Origin of the sequence: Pantoea sp. S62 (assembly GCF_016658625.1) — a bacterium.
GTDB classification, from domain to species: domain Bacteria; phylum Pseudomonadota; class Gammaproteobacteria; order Enterobacterales; family Enterobacteriaceae; genus Pantoea; species Pantoea vagans.
The window spans coordinates 296,037-310,625 of record NZ_JACVVI010000002.1; the positions used below are offsets into that span (position 1 = coordinate 296,037).

At 53.8% G+C, this 14,589-nt stretch carries 18 protein-coding genes; 6 read left to right on the top strand and 12 right to left on the bottom strand.

All coding sequences use genetic code 11. The features are described from left to right. Nucleotides 1–157: 157 nt before the first annotated feature. Nucleotides 158–370: a YceK/YidQ family lipoprotein gene (locus IBT54_RS03910; protein WP_161733850.1), complete on the top strand. Its 213-nt coding sequence runs from the start codon at nucleotides 158–160 to the stop codon at nucleotides 368–370. Here the strand turns inward: IBT54_RS03910 and IBT54_RS03915 are convergent. From IBT54_RS03915 to IBT54_RS03920, 3 genes are all read right to left on the bottom strand, one after another. Then, on the bottom strand, nucleotides 361–762 hold the full coding sequence (locus IBT54_RS03915; RefSeq protein WP_013357421.1) for a MysB family protein: 402 nt from the start codon (nucleotides 760–762) through the stop codon (nucleotides 361–363). The two genes, IBT54_RS03910 and IBT54_RS03915, sit on opposite strands and share 10 nt — an antisense overlap. Nucleotides 763–892: 130 nt before the next feature. After that, nucleotides 893–1,159, bottom strand: a complete 267-nt coding sequence (locus IBT54_RS25130) for a hypothetical protein (RefSeq protein WP_236262874.1) — start codon at nucleotides 1,157–1,159, stop codon at nucleotides 893–895. Nucleotides 1,160–1,698: 539 nt separating this feature from the next. Next, a complete protein-coding gene (locus tag IBT54_RS03920) occupies nucleotides 1,699–2,622 on the bottom strand; it encodes a Kdo(2)-lipid IV(A) acyltransferase (RefSeq protein WP_013357422.1) in 924 nt (307 codons plus the stop codon). A gap of 253 nt (nucleotides 2,623–2,875) precedes the next feature. Here IBT54_RS03920 and IBT54_RS03925 point away from each other — a divergent pair, with 253 nt between their 5' ends. Next, nucleotides 2,876–3,925 carry a rhodanese-related sulfurtransferase gene (locus IBT54_RS03925; RefSeq protein ID WP_110331684.1) on the top strand — a complete coding sequence of 350 codons (1,050 nt, stop codon included), beginning with the start codon at nucleotides 2,876–2,878 and terminating at the stop codon, nucleotides 3,923–3,925. A 39-nt stretch (nucleotides 3,926–3,964) separates the two neighbouring features. Here IBT54_RS03925 and IBT54_RS03930 read toward each other — a convergent pair whose 3' ends face one another. The 9 genes from IBT54_RS03930 to grxB form a co-directional block, all read right to left on the bottom strand. Continuing rightward, nucleotides 3,965–4,540: a YceI family protein gene (locus IBT54_RS03930; protein WP_195857140.1), complete on the bottom strand. Its 576-nt coding sequence runs from the start codon at nucleotides 4,538–4,540 to the stop codon at nucleotides 3,965–3,967. A 1-nt stretch (nucleotide 4,541) separates the two neighbouring features. After that, the gene (locus tag IBT54_RS03935) at nucleotides 4,542–5,117 is read right to left on the bottom strand and encodes a cytochrome b (RefSeq protein ID WP_147788402.1); all 576 of its coding nucleotides are present in this window, start codon (nucleotides 5,115–5,117) and stop codon (nucleotides 4,542–4,544) included. A gap of 295 nt (nucleotides 5,118–5,412) precedes the next feature. Further along, on the bottom strand, nucleotides 5,413–6,525 hold the full coding sequence (gene solA / locus IBT54_RS03940) for an N-methyl-L-tryptophan oxidase (RefSeq protein WP_013357426.1): 1,113 nt from the start codon (nucleotides 6,523–6,525) through the stop codon (nucleotides 5,413–5,415). A gap of 94 nt (nucleotides 6,526–6,619) precedes the next feature. Beyond that, nucleotides 6,620–6,874: a biofilm formation regulator BssS gene (gene bssS / locus IBT54_RS03945; protein ID WP_013357427.1), complete on the bottom strand. Its 255-nt coding sequence runs from the start codon at nucleotides 6,872–6,874 to the stop codon at nucleotides 6,620–6,622. Between the two features lie 246 nt (nucleotides 6,875–7,120). Beyond that, nucleotides 7,121–7,393 (bottom strand): hypothetical protein, encoded by a 273-nt coding sequence (locus tag IBT54_RS03950; RefSeq protein WP_013357428.1) that lies wholly within the window; start codon nucleotides 7,391–7,393, stop codon nucleotides 7,121–7,123. 145 nt (nucleotides 7,394–7,538) lie between these two features. Then, complete coding sequence (gene dinI, locus IBT54_RS03955; protein WP_003849907.1) at nucleotides 7,539–7,784, bottom strand: DNA damage-inducible protein I; 246 nt, start codon at nucleotides 7,782–7,784, stop codon at nucleotides 7,539–7,541. 62 nt (nucleotides 7,785–7,846) lie between these two features. Continuing rightward, nucleotides 7,847–8,890 (bottom strand): dihydroorotase, encoded by a 1,044-nt coding sequence (gene pyrC / locus IBT54_RS03960; RefSeq protein ID WP_013357429.1) that lies wholly within the window; start codon nucleotides 8,888–8,890, stop codon nucleotides 7,847–7,849. Between the two features lie 134 nt (nucleotides 8,891–9,024). Beyond that, nucleotides 9,025–9,588 (bottom strand): lipoprotein, encoded by a 564-nt coding sequence (locus IBT54_RS03965; protein ID WP_201251600.1) that lies wholly within the window; start codon nucleotides 9,586–9,588, stop codon nucleotides 9,025–9,027. 115 nt (nucleotides 9,589–9,703) lie between these two features. After that, complete coding sequence (gene grxB, locus IBT54_RS03970; RefSeq protein WP_013357431.1) at nucleotides 9,704–10,351, bottom strand: glutaredoxin 2; 648 nt, start codon at nucleotides 10,349–10,351, stop codon at nucleotides 9,704–9,706. 288 nt (nucleotides 10,352–10,639) lie between these two features. Between grxB and rimJ the strand changes: the two genes are divergently transcribed. The 4 genes from rimJ to murJ all read left to right on the top strand — a co-directional run bounded on the left by rimJ (nucleotide 10,640) and on the right by murJ (nucleotide 14,467). After that, nucleotides 10,640–11,233 (top strand): ribosomal protein S5-alanine N-acetyltransferase, encoded by a 594-nt coding sequence (gene rimJ / locus IBT54_RS03975; RefSeq protein WP_013357432.1) that lies wholly within the window; start codon nucleotides 10,640–10,642, stop codon nucleotides 11,231–11,233. Between the two features lie 13 nt (nucleotides 11,234–11,246). Then, nucleotides 11,247–11,885 (top strand): DUF480 domain-containing protein, encoded by a 639-nt coding sequence (locus IBT54_RS03980; RefSeq protein WP_201251601.1) that lies wholly within the window; start codon nucleotides 11,247–11,249, stop codon nucleotides 11,883–11,885. Nucleotide 11,886: 1 nt separating this feature from the next. Next, nucleotides 11,887–12,807 (top strand): Gfo/Idh/MocA family protein, encoded by a 921-nt coding sequence (locus IBT54_RS03985; protein WP_201251602.1) that lies wholly within the window; start codon nucleotides 11,887–11,889, stop codon nucleotides 12,805–12,807. A gap of 121 nt (nucleotides 12,808–12,928) precedes the next feature. Then, a complete protein-coding gene (gene murJ, locus IBT54_RS03990) occupies nucleotides 12,929–14,467 on the top strand; it encodes a murein biosynthesis integral membrane protein MurJ (protein WP_033782617.1) in 1,539 nt (512 codons plus the stop codon). The last annotated feature ends 122 nt before the right edge of the window (nucleotides 14,468–14,589 follow it).

Genomic DNA, 14,589 nt, shown 5'->3' on the forward strand with positions numbered 1-14,589 from the left:
TCTGAAAAAGCGGCAGCGATGCCGCTTTTTTTATCGGATTAAAACAGCGTCAGGATGATAAATTGAGTGCTGGACGCTACCGCAGGTAGCGCGTGACGACTTCAACGGCTGTTCAGGGCGGATATCAGTGGTGAAAGGGTTATTAAAGACAGGCGTTATCGTTGCGGCTGTGCTCTGTTTAAGCGGATGCGGCAGTATTATCAGCCGTACCGTGCCCGGACAGGGGCACGGTAATCAATATTATCCCGGCGTGCAGTGGGATGTGCGTGACAGCGGGTGGCGGGTACTGACTATCCTTGATCTGCCGCTGTCCCTGGTGATGGACACCCTATTGTTACCGGTGGATGCCAGTCACGGTCCTTACGAATAACTGCGATCGGAGTCGCTGTTATCATCCTCCCACTCTTGTGCCGCTGCTTCACCCTCTTCGGTGTCAAGCGGCGGCTCCAGCTGGAATTCGCCATCATCCCACTCGTGCAGCGTATTTTCCGCCAGCCACTCCTGACGCAGCTCCACTTCATCAAAGTCAGCATCAAAAATAGCCTGTGCGCCTTCACCGCTGCGGAAAGGCAGACATTCACCCGCATCACCTTCATCTGCCAGGAACTCAGCCTGCCACATGATATCGCCGTCCTGCATCACATATTTCTGCAGACCAAACTGACCGATTGAGGCTTCTTCTTCATCCACTTCAGGGTTGTTAGCGAGAAACTCCTCACGTGCAGCATCAATCGCTTCCTCTAACGTACTGTACATGCTCATCGCTCTTCTCCTTACGGGTTCATTAACTACGGATTGTTTTGATTTCAGTGAAGGATAGACGAAATCTGAGGGAGGGAAAGGGCAGGGCGGTGCAACTGGCGGGAAATAAGCCATTTCCCGCCAGCCAGGGTCAGATCATCTTTTGCGGGAAGTGCAGAACAGGTTGAACAGACTCATGAATCACCGGTGCGGAGTAGCGGATACAACATTTTATACAGGGCTTCACTTTCTTAAAATTAATTCTGGCGATCGAAAGTGCCTGACTCAGATTATATAGTGTGCCGATAAATATCAGCTCGTCTTTATCTGGCAGGCGTTTGCACCCCTTTCGATGCAGATAATGATAATTGTCCTGATCGGTGCTGATAGTAACGTAATAGTAGAGACCTTTGTTCATATAATCTGTCCCGTTAGAGGTTGCTGTGTATTGTCTTTTTATAATTTTAGTCAGGTCCATTAAAGGTCTGACTGTTACAAATGAAATTACCGATAAGCATAAACGACTACAAATTCCATAACGATCTATCAGCACGTTAAAAAAAATCAAAATGGAATATAAGCCAAATTAACCAAGTAATTGATTGTAAAATAAGTTAATTTTTATAGATTCATAAGCGCGGAGATACCATTAAGGCTGGCTAAATAGGATTAGGCCTGGAATACGGAATAAATAGCGCCAGATGAAATTAAACCGAGATCGATGCAATATTAATTAATAAAAAGCTAAAGTGCGCGCGCAGCGCTTTCCGGTAAAGGAATGGGTTAGCGAGTTTAACGGTAAACAGAAAGAAATTATATTCCGTCTATAGTCCCATACTCATCACTGGCACTGAAATATGGCTGAAAGGATTCTTCTGTGATGAGCGACTGATTTATTTAGCTGGATGTCGGGTCAGAAACGCGCTAAATGCCTGGCGGACATTTAGCGCGAACTGATTAATAACGTGAAGGCTCGCCTTCGGGGCGCGTTTTAAAGCGGCGGTGGAGCCACATGTACTGTTCGGGGGCCAGCAGGACGCCCTCTTCGACCACTTTATTCATTCTGGCGGCGGTCACTTCATCGCTTTCCAGCGTAAATTCGGCGCTGATGTCAGGCAGTATCATCAGTTCATAACCACGTCCGCCGGGCAGACGACGTGGCACGAAGGGGATAACCGCCGGTTTGCCGGTGCGGATCAGCAGATGAGTGCCCACCGTCGTGGCTGCTTTTTCCACGGCAAAAAAGGGCACAAAGACGCTGCTACGCGGGCCATAATCGTGATCGGGTGCGTACCAGATGATGTCACCGTTCTTCAGTGCGCGGATCATGCCTTTGAGATCTTTCCGGTCGATCATGCTTTTATTCGATCGCATCCGGCCTTTTACCTGCAGCCAGTCGATCAGTTTGTTGTCATTAGGACGATAGACGCCAATGCCAGGATTATGGATGCCAAACATGCGTGCACCAATCTCCAGTGTCAGAAAGTGCATGCCAATGAGCAGTACGCCACGCTGACTATCGCGCGCCTGCTGGATATGCTCCAGTCCCGAAGGCTTATGCCATTTGTTGATGCGCCAGTCCGGCCAGAACCACGCCATACCGGTCTCAATCAATCCCATGCCGACTGATTCGAAATTGTGCTTAACCATCGCTTCGCGTTCATTAACCGGCATATCCGGAAATGTTAATTCCAGATTACGTCGGGCTATATTGACGCGGCGCTTCATAAAACGCATCCCAATACGACCAATATTGCAGCCGAGCACATAAAGCAGGGGATAAGGAAGTAGCACCAAAAGATAAAGAGAAGCGACACCCAGCCAGGTCAGCCAATAGCGCGGGTGAAGCAGTTCTCGTGAAAACTGAGGCAACTGAGTCATGTGAAGGTTAATTTTCCTGCGTCGCGCACCATTCAGTGCTGATATCTCATTGATTTACGCCATTGTGCCAGTTTTTATCGTGCGTATAAATATCACTGACAGAACAGGCTACTGCAGGCTGATGTTAAATAACCAGATAGTGCCGGAAAAAACAGCAATCCGCGCATAATTCCGAGACTGGCCTTTGCATCCCGGTGAAATCAGGTATCATGTGCCCGCTAAATTTCTCCTATTGATAACAGGAAAGAACACCATGCCAGTGTTACATAACCTCGTTTCCAATAAAGAGCTAAAGGCGCGCATGCTGGCTGAAACCGAGCCGCGCACTACTGTCTCTTTTTATAAATATTTCCAGATTGCCGACCCTAAAGCCTTCCGCGATGCGCTCTACCTTGGCCTGACGTCACTCAAAGTCTTTGGCCGCGTCTATGTCGCACATGAAGGCATCAATGCGCAGATCAGCGTGCCCGCCAGCCAGTATGAAAAGATGAAAGCGTGGCTGTATGGCTTTGACCCGGCGCTGAACAACCTGCGAATGAATATTGCGCTGGATGACGATGGAAAATCATTCTGGGTGCTGCGTCTTAAAGTGCGCGACCGCATTGTGGCGGACGGTATTGAAGACGACAGCTTTGATGCCAGCGACGTGGGTCAGTATCTTAAAGCGGCAGAAGTTAACGCAATGCTGGACGATCCTGACGCCCTGTTCGTTGACATGCGTAACCACTACGAATATGAAGTGGGTCGCTTCGATAATGCACTGGAAGTACCTGCTGATACCTTCCGCGATCAGCTGCCGATGGCGGTTGATATGTTGCAGGATCAGAAAGACAAAAAGATCGTCATGTACTGCACCGGCGGGATCCGCTGTGAAAAGGCGAGCGCCTGGATGCGGCATAACGGCTTCGAGGATGTCTACCACATTGAAGGCGGCATCATCGAGTATGCCCGACGCGCCCGTGAACAGGGATTACCGGTTCGCTTCAAAGGCAAAAACTTTGTGTTTGATGAGCGGATGGGGGAGCGGATCTCTGACGACGTGCTGTCGAACTGTCATCAGTGCGGCGAACCCTGTGATACCCATGTCAATTGCGTGAATGACGGCTGTCATCTGCTGTTTATCCAGTGCAAAAGCTGCGCAGAGAAGTTTGAGAACTGCTGTAGCCCGATCTGTCAGGAAGAAGCAAAACTCTCACCGGAGGAGCAGCGCGCTCGCCGGGCGGGACGTGAGAATGGCAACAAGATCTTTAACAAGTCGCGTGGCCTGTTAAACATGACTATTCCGTCGCCAGTGAAGAAATAAGCGTGGCCGCCTGAAGTGAGCTTCAGGCGGCTTGCTGTTTTACTGGCGCACACCTTCAACCGAGATCATCAGCTCAACCTTCTGCGAAGCTGGCCCCAGATCTTTGGTAATATTAAAATCTTTCAGTGTAATTTCGCCTTCGGCTTCAAAGCCTGCGCGGTAGCCGCCCCACGGATCTTTGCCTTCACCCAGCATTTTCGCCTCCAGCGTCACCGGTTTAGTCACGCCATTCAGCGTGAGATCGCCGGTAATCTTTAGCTCGTCACCCTCTTTCTTCACTGCTGTAGATTTGAACGTTGCCTGCGGGTTTTTGCTGCTGTTCAGGAAGTCAGCGCTACGCAGGTGCTTGTCACGCTCCGCATGATTGGTGTCAACGCTACTGGTGTTAATGGTCACGTCAACTTTATCTGCGGCCGGGTTCTTCTCATCGAAGGTGAAGCTGCCGTCAAAATCTTTGAAGGTGCCGTAGAGCCAACTGTAACCCAGATGCTGAATACGGAACTGAATAAAGGCGTGCTGGCCCTCTTTATCAATCTTATAGTCCGCGGCATTGGCAGTCATTGAACCGAGCAGCAGGCTGGCACCGGTCATCGCCAGCAGGGTCTTCTTAAACATATTATTTATCCTTTTCAGAGGGAGAGGGGAGACGTAAACCTGACATCCGTTTTAGGGTGATATCGCGATCGATAAGGTGATGCTTAAGCGCAGCCAGACCATGCAGTACCGACAGGACCACAACCGTCCAGGCTAGCCAGAGATGAATGTCGCCTGCCAGGTCTGCCTGTTCGCCTGCGCCGCTGAACAGCGCGGGCAGCGTAAACCAGTTAAATACGGCGATCGGTTTGCCATCGGCGGTGGAGATCAGATAGCCACTGATCAGAATGGCCAGCAACAGGGTATAAAGGAGCAGGTGCGCCACTACCGAACTGATGCGCACCAGCGGGGAATAGCTGCTCAGCGGCTTTGGCGGCGGGGAAATAACGCGCCACAGCAGGCGAAGGATCAGTGTCAGCAACAGGATGACGCCAATACTTTTATGGATTTCCGGTGCATCGTGGTACCAGCTGTCGTAATAGCCGAGACCCACCATCCAGAGTCCCAGTGCAAACATGGCATAAATCGCCAGCGCCATTGACCAGTGTAGTAGCACAGCAACCAGTCCAAACTGATGAGGTGTATTACGTAATAACATAATGTGGTTTTCATGAAGAAATAATCTGAAATAAGCATCCACATTATGAAATATAAAAGCAATCGACCTTACGCTTCTATAAATTTTAATTTCCGGGATGAAAAGGTTGAATAAAACTGCGGTGAAATGACCAGTATTACTGAATGAGATATTTCTGGCGGGTTAGTCGTCAACGTTAAATAACGTTAATTAACGATATGGGCGAAATATAAATCACCATTATGTCAGTAAGATTCATTTTTCGTCAGATTATGTCAACAGGGCGGCATCAGACTGATGCCACCCGTTATCAGAGTCAGAAACGCGAGAGGCGGAAGGGGGACAAATCAAAGGAGAACGGTTTTTGCTGTGCGAATTCCGCAGCAAGCTCGCCTAACACGCTGGCAAATTTAAAACCATGTCCGCTGAGTCCAGTGATTAACAGGCGGTCAGGTTCACCCGGCAGGGTATCGATAATAAAGTCTTCGTCCGGGCTGAAATCGTAGCTGCAGGCTTCGCCATGCAGACAGACGCCGACGCCAGGTAAAAACTGACGGAGAAAACCAAAGGCCTCACTGCCGTCCGCCGCTACCGCGCCAAAAGGTTTACGATCTTCAGGCTGCTGCATCAGCTGACCGCCATCATGGCGACCTACCTTCAGTGCGTTATTATCCGCTGGAAAGCCGTAAAACTGGCTGCCATCTGCCATTTCAACCGTAAAGCCGGGAAACTTATTATTCTCGCTGTAGCGGCCATCTGCCTGATACCAGGCAAATACTTTGCGGGTAGGGGCGACCGGCAGGCCAGGGATTAATTTGCCGACCCAGGTGCCAGCGCTTATCAGCATTTTGCGGCCCCGATAGATGCCATCCAGAGTGGTGACCTGCTGCAGGTCGCCATCACGACCAATCTCTGAGACCGGGCAGTTAAACAGCTGCGCACAGCCCGCCTGTTCCGCCAGCTGGATCCAGCTCCGAACCGCCTGTTCACATTTCAGAAAGCCGGACTGCGGCTCAAAGACGCCCAGATAACCCTCTGGCACGTTGATTTGCGGCCAGCGCTTACGCACGTCATCGGGCTGCATCACTTCGATATTGAGCTGCCAGCGGCTCGCGCTGTCGATAACGTTCCGGATAAAGGGGGAGTGGTCAGGTGCAAGGTTAAGTACGCCGCTGCGGTGCATGATGCGCTCACCGGCGCGCTGTTCCAGCTCATCCCACAGCGTCTGCGCCCGCAGAACCAGCGGAACATAACGTTCGCCTTCACCATACGCGTGACGAATCAGCCGGCTCTCGCCATGATGCGTTCCCTGATTGTGGGGAGGATGGGCGCTGTCGATCATTAGTACCGATAAACCCGCCTGGGTAGCATAGTAGCCAGCCGCCGCGCCCACTGAGCCGCTGCCGACGACGATAAGATCATAAATCATGATAACGACACTCTAAGAGTCACATAATCAAAAGCATACCAGAAACAGAAACGAAAAAGGCACCCCTGAGGGCGCCTCTTTGATGCGGCAGAAATTAATGCTTATTGAGGAGTCGTTCTGGTTGCTCGGCTGATTCTATCTTGGCGATGCCTGCTTCGAGGATCGAGATAAACTGCCTTGCCACATCCGTTGTCAGCCAGTAGGTCGGGCCAACATCCGCTTCTTCTTCTTTTTGATCCTGCGACGACAGCGAGTGCAGGCGGATCATCATGGCGTCATAGCTATCAACGGTACTGATGTCCCAGCCCACCAGTGGATGGGTCTGGATAACGTCTTTTCTTCTGTCCATTATAACCTCCTTATTACTCGTTAAACGAAGTGCATGATGAGGTTCAATGCGGCTTTTTTATTCCGATAGCGAAACAATTATAACAGTAAACCCGGGTATCACTGTTTAAAAAATGCCGTGAGCCAGCTTCTCACAGAATATTTGCGTTTGAAAGGAGGGCGTTGAAAAATAAAATGCCTGACGGGCAGGCATTTTTATCACTGTTCAATGGGCATGCAAAAAGCGGGTTAAGCCGCGTGAACGGGCTTAAAGTGCCGGGGTTTCCGGCACGATGCCGCCGCCACGTTTTTGCAGTGTTTCTGCCAGACGGGCAAAGTGCTGCTGAAGCTGCTCATCATGGTTTTGATTTTGGGCTTCCAGCGACAGATTGTGCACCAGCAACTGACTGGCACGATCGTCAAGACAGAAAATCAGACTGGAAAAGGCATTTTCCAGCACCGTTAAACGACGCTGCTGATCACCAATCAGTGCTAACAACTCACCAAAGGTCATCGCCTCTTCCGGTTTATCAGTAGTCATGGTGTCGCACCTCCTGTTATGCGTGACGAGCGCAAGGATAGGGCATTGATCATTAAGAGTCTAGATGCAGAGAGGGGGAAGTGCGAGAGGGGAGAAAAGATAAAAAAACCGGGTGGCGACACCCGGAAAAAAAGCACAGTGGCGGTTAATCAGTAATGAACCAGTCGTCAGCGCTTTCCCACGTCTGCTGCAGGATTTCGCTGATCTGGTCGCGCGTCTCTTTTCCACCGCCCAGCACGCTGAGATTGTTAGCACTGGCGTAACGTACCTTGACGTGATTGGTCGAGTCAGGGAACTGTTCGTCGATGCGGCGCGATAATTCATCGCTTAACGCTTCTATCGCGCCAGCAGGAAGAGGTCGGGTATTGGATACGGTAATTTCAACGCGCATAATAGCCTCCGGTTAAGATACTGTATATATTTACAGTATTGGTGGTCCGGAGGCAAGTAAAATTATGCGATGCGCCAGTTCAGCGTTTCACCGGCCAGGAACGGCACCAGTGAGTGGCTGCCGAGCGCAATTGACTCCGGCACCTGCCACGGCTCACGCACCAGCGTGATCGTCCCCTCATTCAGTGGCAGACCGTAAAAACGCGGGCCATTTTCAGAACAGAACGCTTCAAAATGTTCCAGCGCATTCAGCTCTTCAAAAACGGTGGCGTAGGCGGGCAACGACGTCGGCGCATTAAAAACGCCCGCACAGCCGCAGCTGGCCTCTTTAAGATGACGCAGATGCGGCGCGGTATCGGTGCCAAGGAAGAAGCGTGGATTCCCGCTCGCTACCACTTTACGCAGCGCTTCCTGATGCACGTTGCGCTTAAGGATGGGCAGGCAGTAGAGGTGCGGGCGAATTCCGCCCACCAGCATATGGTTGCGGTTAAACATCAGATGCTGCGGGGTAATGGTTGCGCCCAGCGTCTCACCGGCATCAGCAACATATTCAGCGGCGTCCTGCGTCGTAATGTGCTCCATCACCACTTTCAGTGCCGGAAACTGGCTGCGTAGCGGCACCATTACGGTTTCAATAAAGCGGGCTTCGCGGTCAAAAATGTCGATATGTGCATCAGTCACTTCACCATGGATCAGCAGTGGCATACCGAGCGTCTGCATCCGATCCAGCACGCGGGCAATCGACGCGATATTGGTCACGCCATGACTGGAGTTGGTGGTAGCGTGCGCCGGATAGAGCTTCGCCGCGGTGAACAGACCGGCGGTGAAACCGCGCTCAAGCTCATCAGGATCCAGCGAGTCGGTCAGGTAGCAGGTCATCAGCGGCGTAAAGGCGTGGTCGGCGGGCAGTGCCGCCAGAATGCGATCGCGGTACGCTTCACCGGCCGCCACGCTGGTTACCGGCGGCACCAGGTTTGGCATCACAATGGCACGACCATTCACCGCGCTGGTATAGGGCAGGACCGTTTTGAGCATCTCATCATCCCGCAGATGAATATGCCAGTCGTCAGGGCGACGCAGGGTAAGTTGCTGAGGTTGTGCTGTCATCAGTGAAGCTCCGGCAGAAAGGAAACAAAAGGCGTGTTTTGGCCGGGGTCTAAGCATAAGGATTCAGGCAACCGTTTGCACCTGCTTTTTATGCCGCCAGAGAAAATCCGCGCCAGTAGGCGCGGAAATCGGGATTACTGCGTAAAGGGAATGACCAGTTCGCCAGGCTTCACTTCCAGTCCTTTGGCAAATTTCTTCGCCAGCGATTCGCCTTTGCTGCGGTCAGCGCTGAGCACATAGGCGGGTTTTTGATCAAAATAGCTTTTCAGCGACTGATTCAGGTAAGGCGTCAGCGTCTTCATGATTGAGGCCATTTTTTCCGGGGCAACCTGGGCATCGACAATCTCCAGATCGCGCAGATAAATGGCGCCCTGCTGCTGATCATAAACCGGCTGAGCACGCATCTTCAGTTGCATATCGGCCTGCTGCGGGCCAAACAGTGAGGTCACATTAATTTTAGCGTTGCCGGAGAGCGTCACTTTACCCGGCTCTTCGCGGCCAATCTGGCTGGTCAGATTGTTCAGCACGATGTGTGCGTTAACCAGTCCGGAAACGCCAATATCTTTCTCGTAGTTGTTGTGCTTATGCAGCGCCTGATTCACTTCCTGTTCGCTGATGGTGTATTGCGTCAGTTGATTACAGCCGCTGACCAGCAGCGCCATCAACAGGGCAGTCAGCCCGAAAAAAGCCTTTTTCATCGATCTTTATCCTGAATATCAGAGCCAGTAAACAGGCCATAGCCTGCCTGAATGCGTGACGGGTGTCATCAGGAAAGGGATGAGAAACGCCGCAGCGTCTCTCATCAGGGCGGGACTAATGCGCTATCGAAGAGAGCAGATTAACCTGGGTCTGTTTGGCCATGTTATCGCGGTAGTCCGCCACCCGGCTCGGCCAGTCGATACCGGCGACCAGCGTCAGGGAGCGCAGTAGCGGGAAGAGATTAAAATCATCTTCCGACAGTTCGCCGTTTACCGCATTAGGCTGAACGATGAGTTTGTCCAGTTTGCGCAGATCCTCACTCACATTCTTAATCAGCCCGGCAGAGTGACTCTTCAGCGTTTCAAAATCACCGAGGCTCGCCTGTTTTTTGCTACGGAAATAGGCACGCGCCTCAGGTGTCGCGAATTCGGCAAAGGCCGCTTCGGCAATGCGCGGCAGCAGCAGTTTATTGACATAGCTGTTCATGTGGCGCAGCCAGTCGCCAATCGCCGGGTTCAGCGCGCCGGTGATCAGCGGCGCGCCATCCTGCTGATCGACGTAATGCACGATCTCCATGCTTTCAGGCATTGCGCTGCCATCCTGCTTTTGCAGAATCGGTGCCATTTTCTGCCCGATCAGTCGTTTTGGCGTCTCTTCATCGTCGTTGAGCATCACCACCAGCTCAACCGGCTTATTCTTCAGACCGAAAATCATTCGCGCCTTAACGCAGAAAGGACAGTGGTCATAGATATAGAGTTTCATCCTGATCTCCCGGATTTTTACAGGTTTAGTGTTTAACAGAGTGAATCAATTCATCCTGTTTTCGGGCGCTCAAAAAGTATGGAAGAGATTACCCTGCAGGGCAAACCTGCCAGCCAGGATTGGTGGCTGTAGCCGGGCGAACCGACGGGTCATCGCTGTGATAACAGAGCAAAATCAACCTCTTTAAAGCTAAACCGCTGTAACGTTTTACCGCAGCCCAGGCGGCGGTTATAGTGAAAGCCGGGTAATGACGGCTTTCACTCACAGCCATTGATTTCAGGAGTCAGGATGTTTGGCTATCGTTCTGCCGCGCCCAGGGTGCGATTAACCACCGATCGACTGGTGGTCCGTCTGGTTCACGAACGTGATGCCTGGCGAATGGCAGATTACTATTCGGAAAACCGCCTGTTTTTAAAACCGTGGGAGCCGGTGCGCGATGACAGCCACTGCTACCCGTCGGGCTGGCAGGCGCGCCTCGGGCTGATTTCCGACATGCATAAGCAGGGGTCGGCCTTCTATTTCATTTTAATGGACAGCGATGAAACCGAAGTGCGGGGCGTGGCGAACTTCAGCAACGTGCTGCGCGGTTCCTTTCACGCCTGTTATCTCGGCTATTCACTGGGTGAAAAGTGGCAGGGGCAGGGGCTGATGTTTGAAGCCTTGCAGTCGGCTATCCGCTATATGCAGCGCCAGCAGCATATTCACCGCATCATGGCGAACTACATGCCGCACAACCAGCGCAGCGGCGATCTGCTGGCGCGACTCGGTTTTGAAAAAGAGGGTTACGCGAAAGATTATCTGCTGATCGACGGACGCTGGCAGGATCACGTGCTGACGGCCTTAACCCTGCGGGAATGGACGCCTGACCGGCGTGGACAATAATGAGGACGCGAGCATGAAGATGGCTTTATCCGCGCAGGCATTGCGCGTGCTGGGCTGCCTGCTGGAGAAGCAGGTCACCACGCCAGAGCAGTATCCGCTGTCACTGAATGGCGTAGTGGTGGCCTGTAATCAGAAATCGAATCGCGAGCCGGTGATGGAGCTGAGTGAAAGCGAGGTACAGAATCAGCTCGATCAGCTTGAAAAGCGTCATCTGGTCACCGGCAGCAGCGCCGCCGGACAGCGGGTGGTGAAATATGAGCAGCGTTTCTGTAATTCCGCGTTTGGTACACTGAAACTCAATAGTGCGGAAGTCGCTCTTCTCACCCTGCTGCTGTTGCGCGGGCCGCAGACGCCAGGTGAACTGCGTACCCGCAGCGGTCGTCTGCACGAGTTCAGTGATGTCGGCGAAGTGGAGCAGACGCTGAAAGGCTTGATGCAGCGCGAAGACAGTGCACAGGTCATCCGCCTGGCGCGTGAGCCAGGCAAGCGTGAAAGCCGCTTTATGCATCTACTGGGCGATGAAGATGACGCGCATCAGGCTGCCGACGCGCCGGAGGAGCAGGGCGACCTGGCGGCGCGCGTCACTACGCTGGAACAGCAGGTCGCAGCACTTCAGGCACAACTCACCCAATTGCTGCAACCGGAGAGCTGAGATGACATTACGTATTGGCGTGGTGGGATTGGGCGGTATTGCACAGAAAGCCTGGCTGCCGGTGCTGTCGGCTGCGACAGACTGGACGCTGGTGGGGGCGTTTTCCCCGAATCAGGCCAAAGCCCGCCCGATCTGTGACAGCTATCGCATGCAGTGCTTTGGCTCACTGAATGAGTTAGCCGCAGCCTGCGACGCGGTGTTTGTTCACAGCAGCACCGCCACCCACTATGAGGTGGTCAGGGCGCTGCTGCTGGCAGGAAAAGATGTCTGCGTCGACAAGCCGCTGGCTGAAACCCTGGAGCAGGCTGAAGCGCTGGTGGCGCTGGCGGAAAAACACCAGCGTAAACTGATGGTGGCCTTTAACCGCCGGTTCGCCCCGCGCTATCAGCAGCTGCGGGCGGAGATGGCTGGCGCGGCTTCTCTGCGGATTGAAAAGCACCGTAGCGACAGCGTCGGACCATGGGATCTTCGCTTTACCCTGCTTGATGACTACCTGCATGTGGTGGACACCGCGCTCTGGCTGGGCGGCAAGCCGTTTCGCCAGGTTCAGGGACGCATTGATACCAACGAGCAGGGGCAGATGCTCTATGCCGAACACCATTTCGCTGTTGAAGGCCTGGCGATCACCACCAGTATGCACCGGCGCGCAGGCAGTCAGTGCGAGCGGGTCAGCGCAGTGTGTGACGGTAAGTGCATCGACATCAGCGAGATGCGCGACTGGCAGGAAGAGCGCAGTGATGGCCTGCTAATCACCCCGCCGCCCGCCTGGCAGAGTCATCTGACACAGCGCGGCTTCAGCGGTGCCGCACGCCATTTTATTGACTGCGTACAAAATCAGACGAAGCCTGAAACCAGCGGTGAGCAGGCGCTGATGGCGCAGCGTGTGGTGGAAAAACTGTGGCGTGAGGCGACGCAGGAATAACGCCTTGTAACACTCCGTGCTGGTCATTTCCCTCCGTGGCAGTAGACTGTCGCCGGGCATCCTCGGGTGCCCGCGCTAATTCTCCTTTTTTGCCGATTCTTTTCAGGATGCGCCGTCAATTATGAATTTGTTGAAATCGCTGGCAGCGGTCAGTTCTATGACCCTGTTTTCCCGCGTACTGGGCTTTGCCCGGGATGCCATCGTGGCGCGGGTGTTTGGTGCCGGAATGGCGACCGATGCCTTTTTTGTTGCGTTTAAACTGCCCAATCTGCTGCGCCGTATTTTCGCTGAAGGCGCATTTTCTCAGGCGTTCGTGCCGATTCTGGCTGAATATAAAAGCAAGCAGGGTGAAGAGGCGACGAAACTGTTCCTGGCGTACGTCTCAGGCCTGCTGACGCTGGCACTGGCGCTGGTCACGGTGGCGGGGATGATCGCTGCGCCCTGGGTCATCATGGTCACGGCCCCCGGCTTTGCCGACAGTGCCGATAAGTTTGCCCTGACCAGCTCGCTGCTGCGGGTGACGTTCCCCTACATTATGCTGATTTCGCTGGCCTCGCTGGCGGGGGCGGTGCTGAACACATGGAACCGCTTCTCGGTGCCGGCGTTTGCGCCAACCCTGCTGAATGTCAGCATGATTGGTTTTGCGCTGTTTGCTGCGCCGCACTTTCATCCACCGGTAATGGCGCTGGCCTGGGCGGTAGTCGCGGGCGGCGTGCTGCAGCTCGGCTATCAGCTTCCTCACCTGAAAAAGCTGGGAATGCTGGTGCTGCCGCGTCTTAATCTGCGCGACGCGGGCGTGTGGCGAGTGATGCGTCAGATGGGACCGGCCATTCTGGGCGTTTCCGTCAGTCAGATCTCGCTGATCATCAACACCATCTTCGCCTCGTTTCTGGTTTCGGGTTCGGTCTCCTGGATGTACTACGCGGATCGCCTGATGGAGTTTCCTTCGGGTGTGCTGGGCGTGGCGCTGGGCACCATTCTGCTGCCGTCGCTGGCTAAAAGTTTTGCCAGCGGCAACCATGATGAATATTCCCGACTGATGGACTGGGGTCTGCGCCTCTGCTTCCTGCTGGCGCTGCCGAGTGCCGTGGCGCTGGGCATGCTCTCCGGTCCGCTGACCGTGGCGCTGTTCCAGTACGGTAAGTTCACCGCCTTTGATGCATTGATGACGCAGCGTGCGCTGATCGCCTACTCCGTCGGACTGATGGGCCTGATTGTGGTTAAGGTGCTGGCGCCGGGCTTCTATTCCCGTCAGGACATCAAAACGCCGGTGAAAATCGCGATTATCACGCTGATCATGACGCAGCTAATGAACCTGGCGTTTATTGGCCCGCTGAAACATGCCGGTCTGTCACTGTCGATTGGTCTGGCGGCCTGTCTGAATGCGTCGCTGCTCTACTGGCAGCTGCGTAAGAAGAATATCTTTATGCCGCAGCCGGGCTGGAGCAGCTTCCTGCTCCGCCTGCTGATCGCTGTAGTGGTGATGGCCGGCGCGCTGTTTGCCATGCTGCAGTGGATGCCGGCCTGGGAACAGGGCGCCATGCTGTGGCGACTGCTGCGTCTGGCGGCGGTTTGTGCAGTGGGTGGCGGGGCTTATTTCCTGGCGCTGGGGCTGCTGGGCTTCCGGCTGCGTGACTATGCGCGGCGCACGGCTGTGTAAAGCTTGCCGCAATAAATAAACTCAACGCGCAGGGAACAGGGGCAGAGGAGGAAAGCGTCCCGCGCCCTGGACAAAAACGCCGGGAGCGTTTTTGAACAATGCGAAGCGTTGGCCCGGCAACG

Excerpts from the sequence above, each read along its gene's own strand:
- grxB (WP_013357431.1), bottom strand. The coding sequence starts at position 10,351 with ATGAAACTCTATATCTATGACCACTGTCCTTTCTGCGTTAAGGCGCGA.
- IBT54_RS03965 (WP_201251600.1), bottom strand. The coding sequence starts at position 9,588 with ATGAAAAAGGCTTTTTTCGGGCTGACTGCCCTGTTGATGGCGCTGCTG.
- IBT54_RS03985 (WP_201251602.1), top strand. The coding sequence starts at position 11,887 with ATGACATTACGTATTGGCGTGGTGGGATTGGGCGGTATTGCACAGAAA.
- IBT54_RS03950 (WP_013357428.1), bottom strand. The coding sequence starts at position 7,393 with ATGACTACTGATAAACCGGAAGAGGCGATGACCTTTGGTGAGTTGTTA.
- bssS (WP_013357427.1), bottom strand. The coding sequence starts at position 6,874 with ATGGACAGAAGAAAAGACGTTATCCAGACCCATCCACTGGTGGGCTGG.
- IBT54_RS03980 (WP_201251601.1), top strand. The coding sequence starts at position 11,247 with ATGAAGATGGCTTTATCCGCGCAGGCATTGCGCGTGCTGGGCTGCCTG.
- IBT54_RS03915 (WP_013357421.1), bottom strand. The coding sequence starts at position 762 with ATGAGCATGTACAGTACGTTAGAGGAAGCGATTGATGCTGCACGTGAG.
- IBT54_RS03930 (WP_195857140.1), bottom strand. The coding sequence starts at position 4,540 with ATGTTTAAGAAGACCCTGCTGGCGATGACCGGTGCCAGCCTGCTGCTC.
- murJ (WP_033782617.1), top strand. The coding sequence starts at position 12,929 with ATGAATTTGTTGAAATCGCTGGCAGCGGTCAGTTCTATGACCCTGTTT.
- dinI (WP_003849907.1), bottom strand. The coding sequence starts at position 7,784 with ATGCGCGTTGAAATTACCGTATCCAATACCCGACCTCTTCCTGCTGGC.
- IBT54_RS03925 (WP_110331684.1), top strand. The coding sequence starts at position 2,876 with ATGCCAGTGTTACATAACCTCGTTTCCAATAAAGAGCTAAAGGCGCGC.
- IBT54_RS03935 (WP_147788402.1), bottom strand. The coding sequence starts at position 5,117 with ATGTTATTACGTAATACACCTCATCAGTTTGGACTGGTTGCTGTGCTA.
- rimJ (WP_013357432.1), top strand. The coding sequence starts at position 10,640 with ATGTTTGGCTATCGTTCTGCCGCGCCCAGGGTGCGATTAACCACCGAT.
- IBT54_RS25130 (WP_236262874.1), bottom strand. The coding sequence starts at position 1,159 with ATGAACAAAGGTCTCTACTATTACGTTACTATCAGCACCGATCAGGAC.
- IBT54_RS03920 (WP_013357422.1), bottom strand. The coding sequence starts at position 2,622 with ATGACTCAGTTGCCTCAGTTTTCACGAGAACTGCTTCACCCGCGCTAT.
- solA (WP_013357426.1), bottom strand. The coding sequence starts at position 6,525 with ATGATTTATGATCTTATCGTCGTCGGCAGCGGCTCAGTGGGCGCGGCG.
- pyrC (WP_013357429.1), bottom strand. The coding sequence starts at position 8,890 with ATGACAGCACAACCTCAGCAACTTACCCTGCGTCGCCCTGACGACTGG.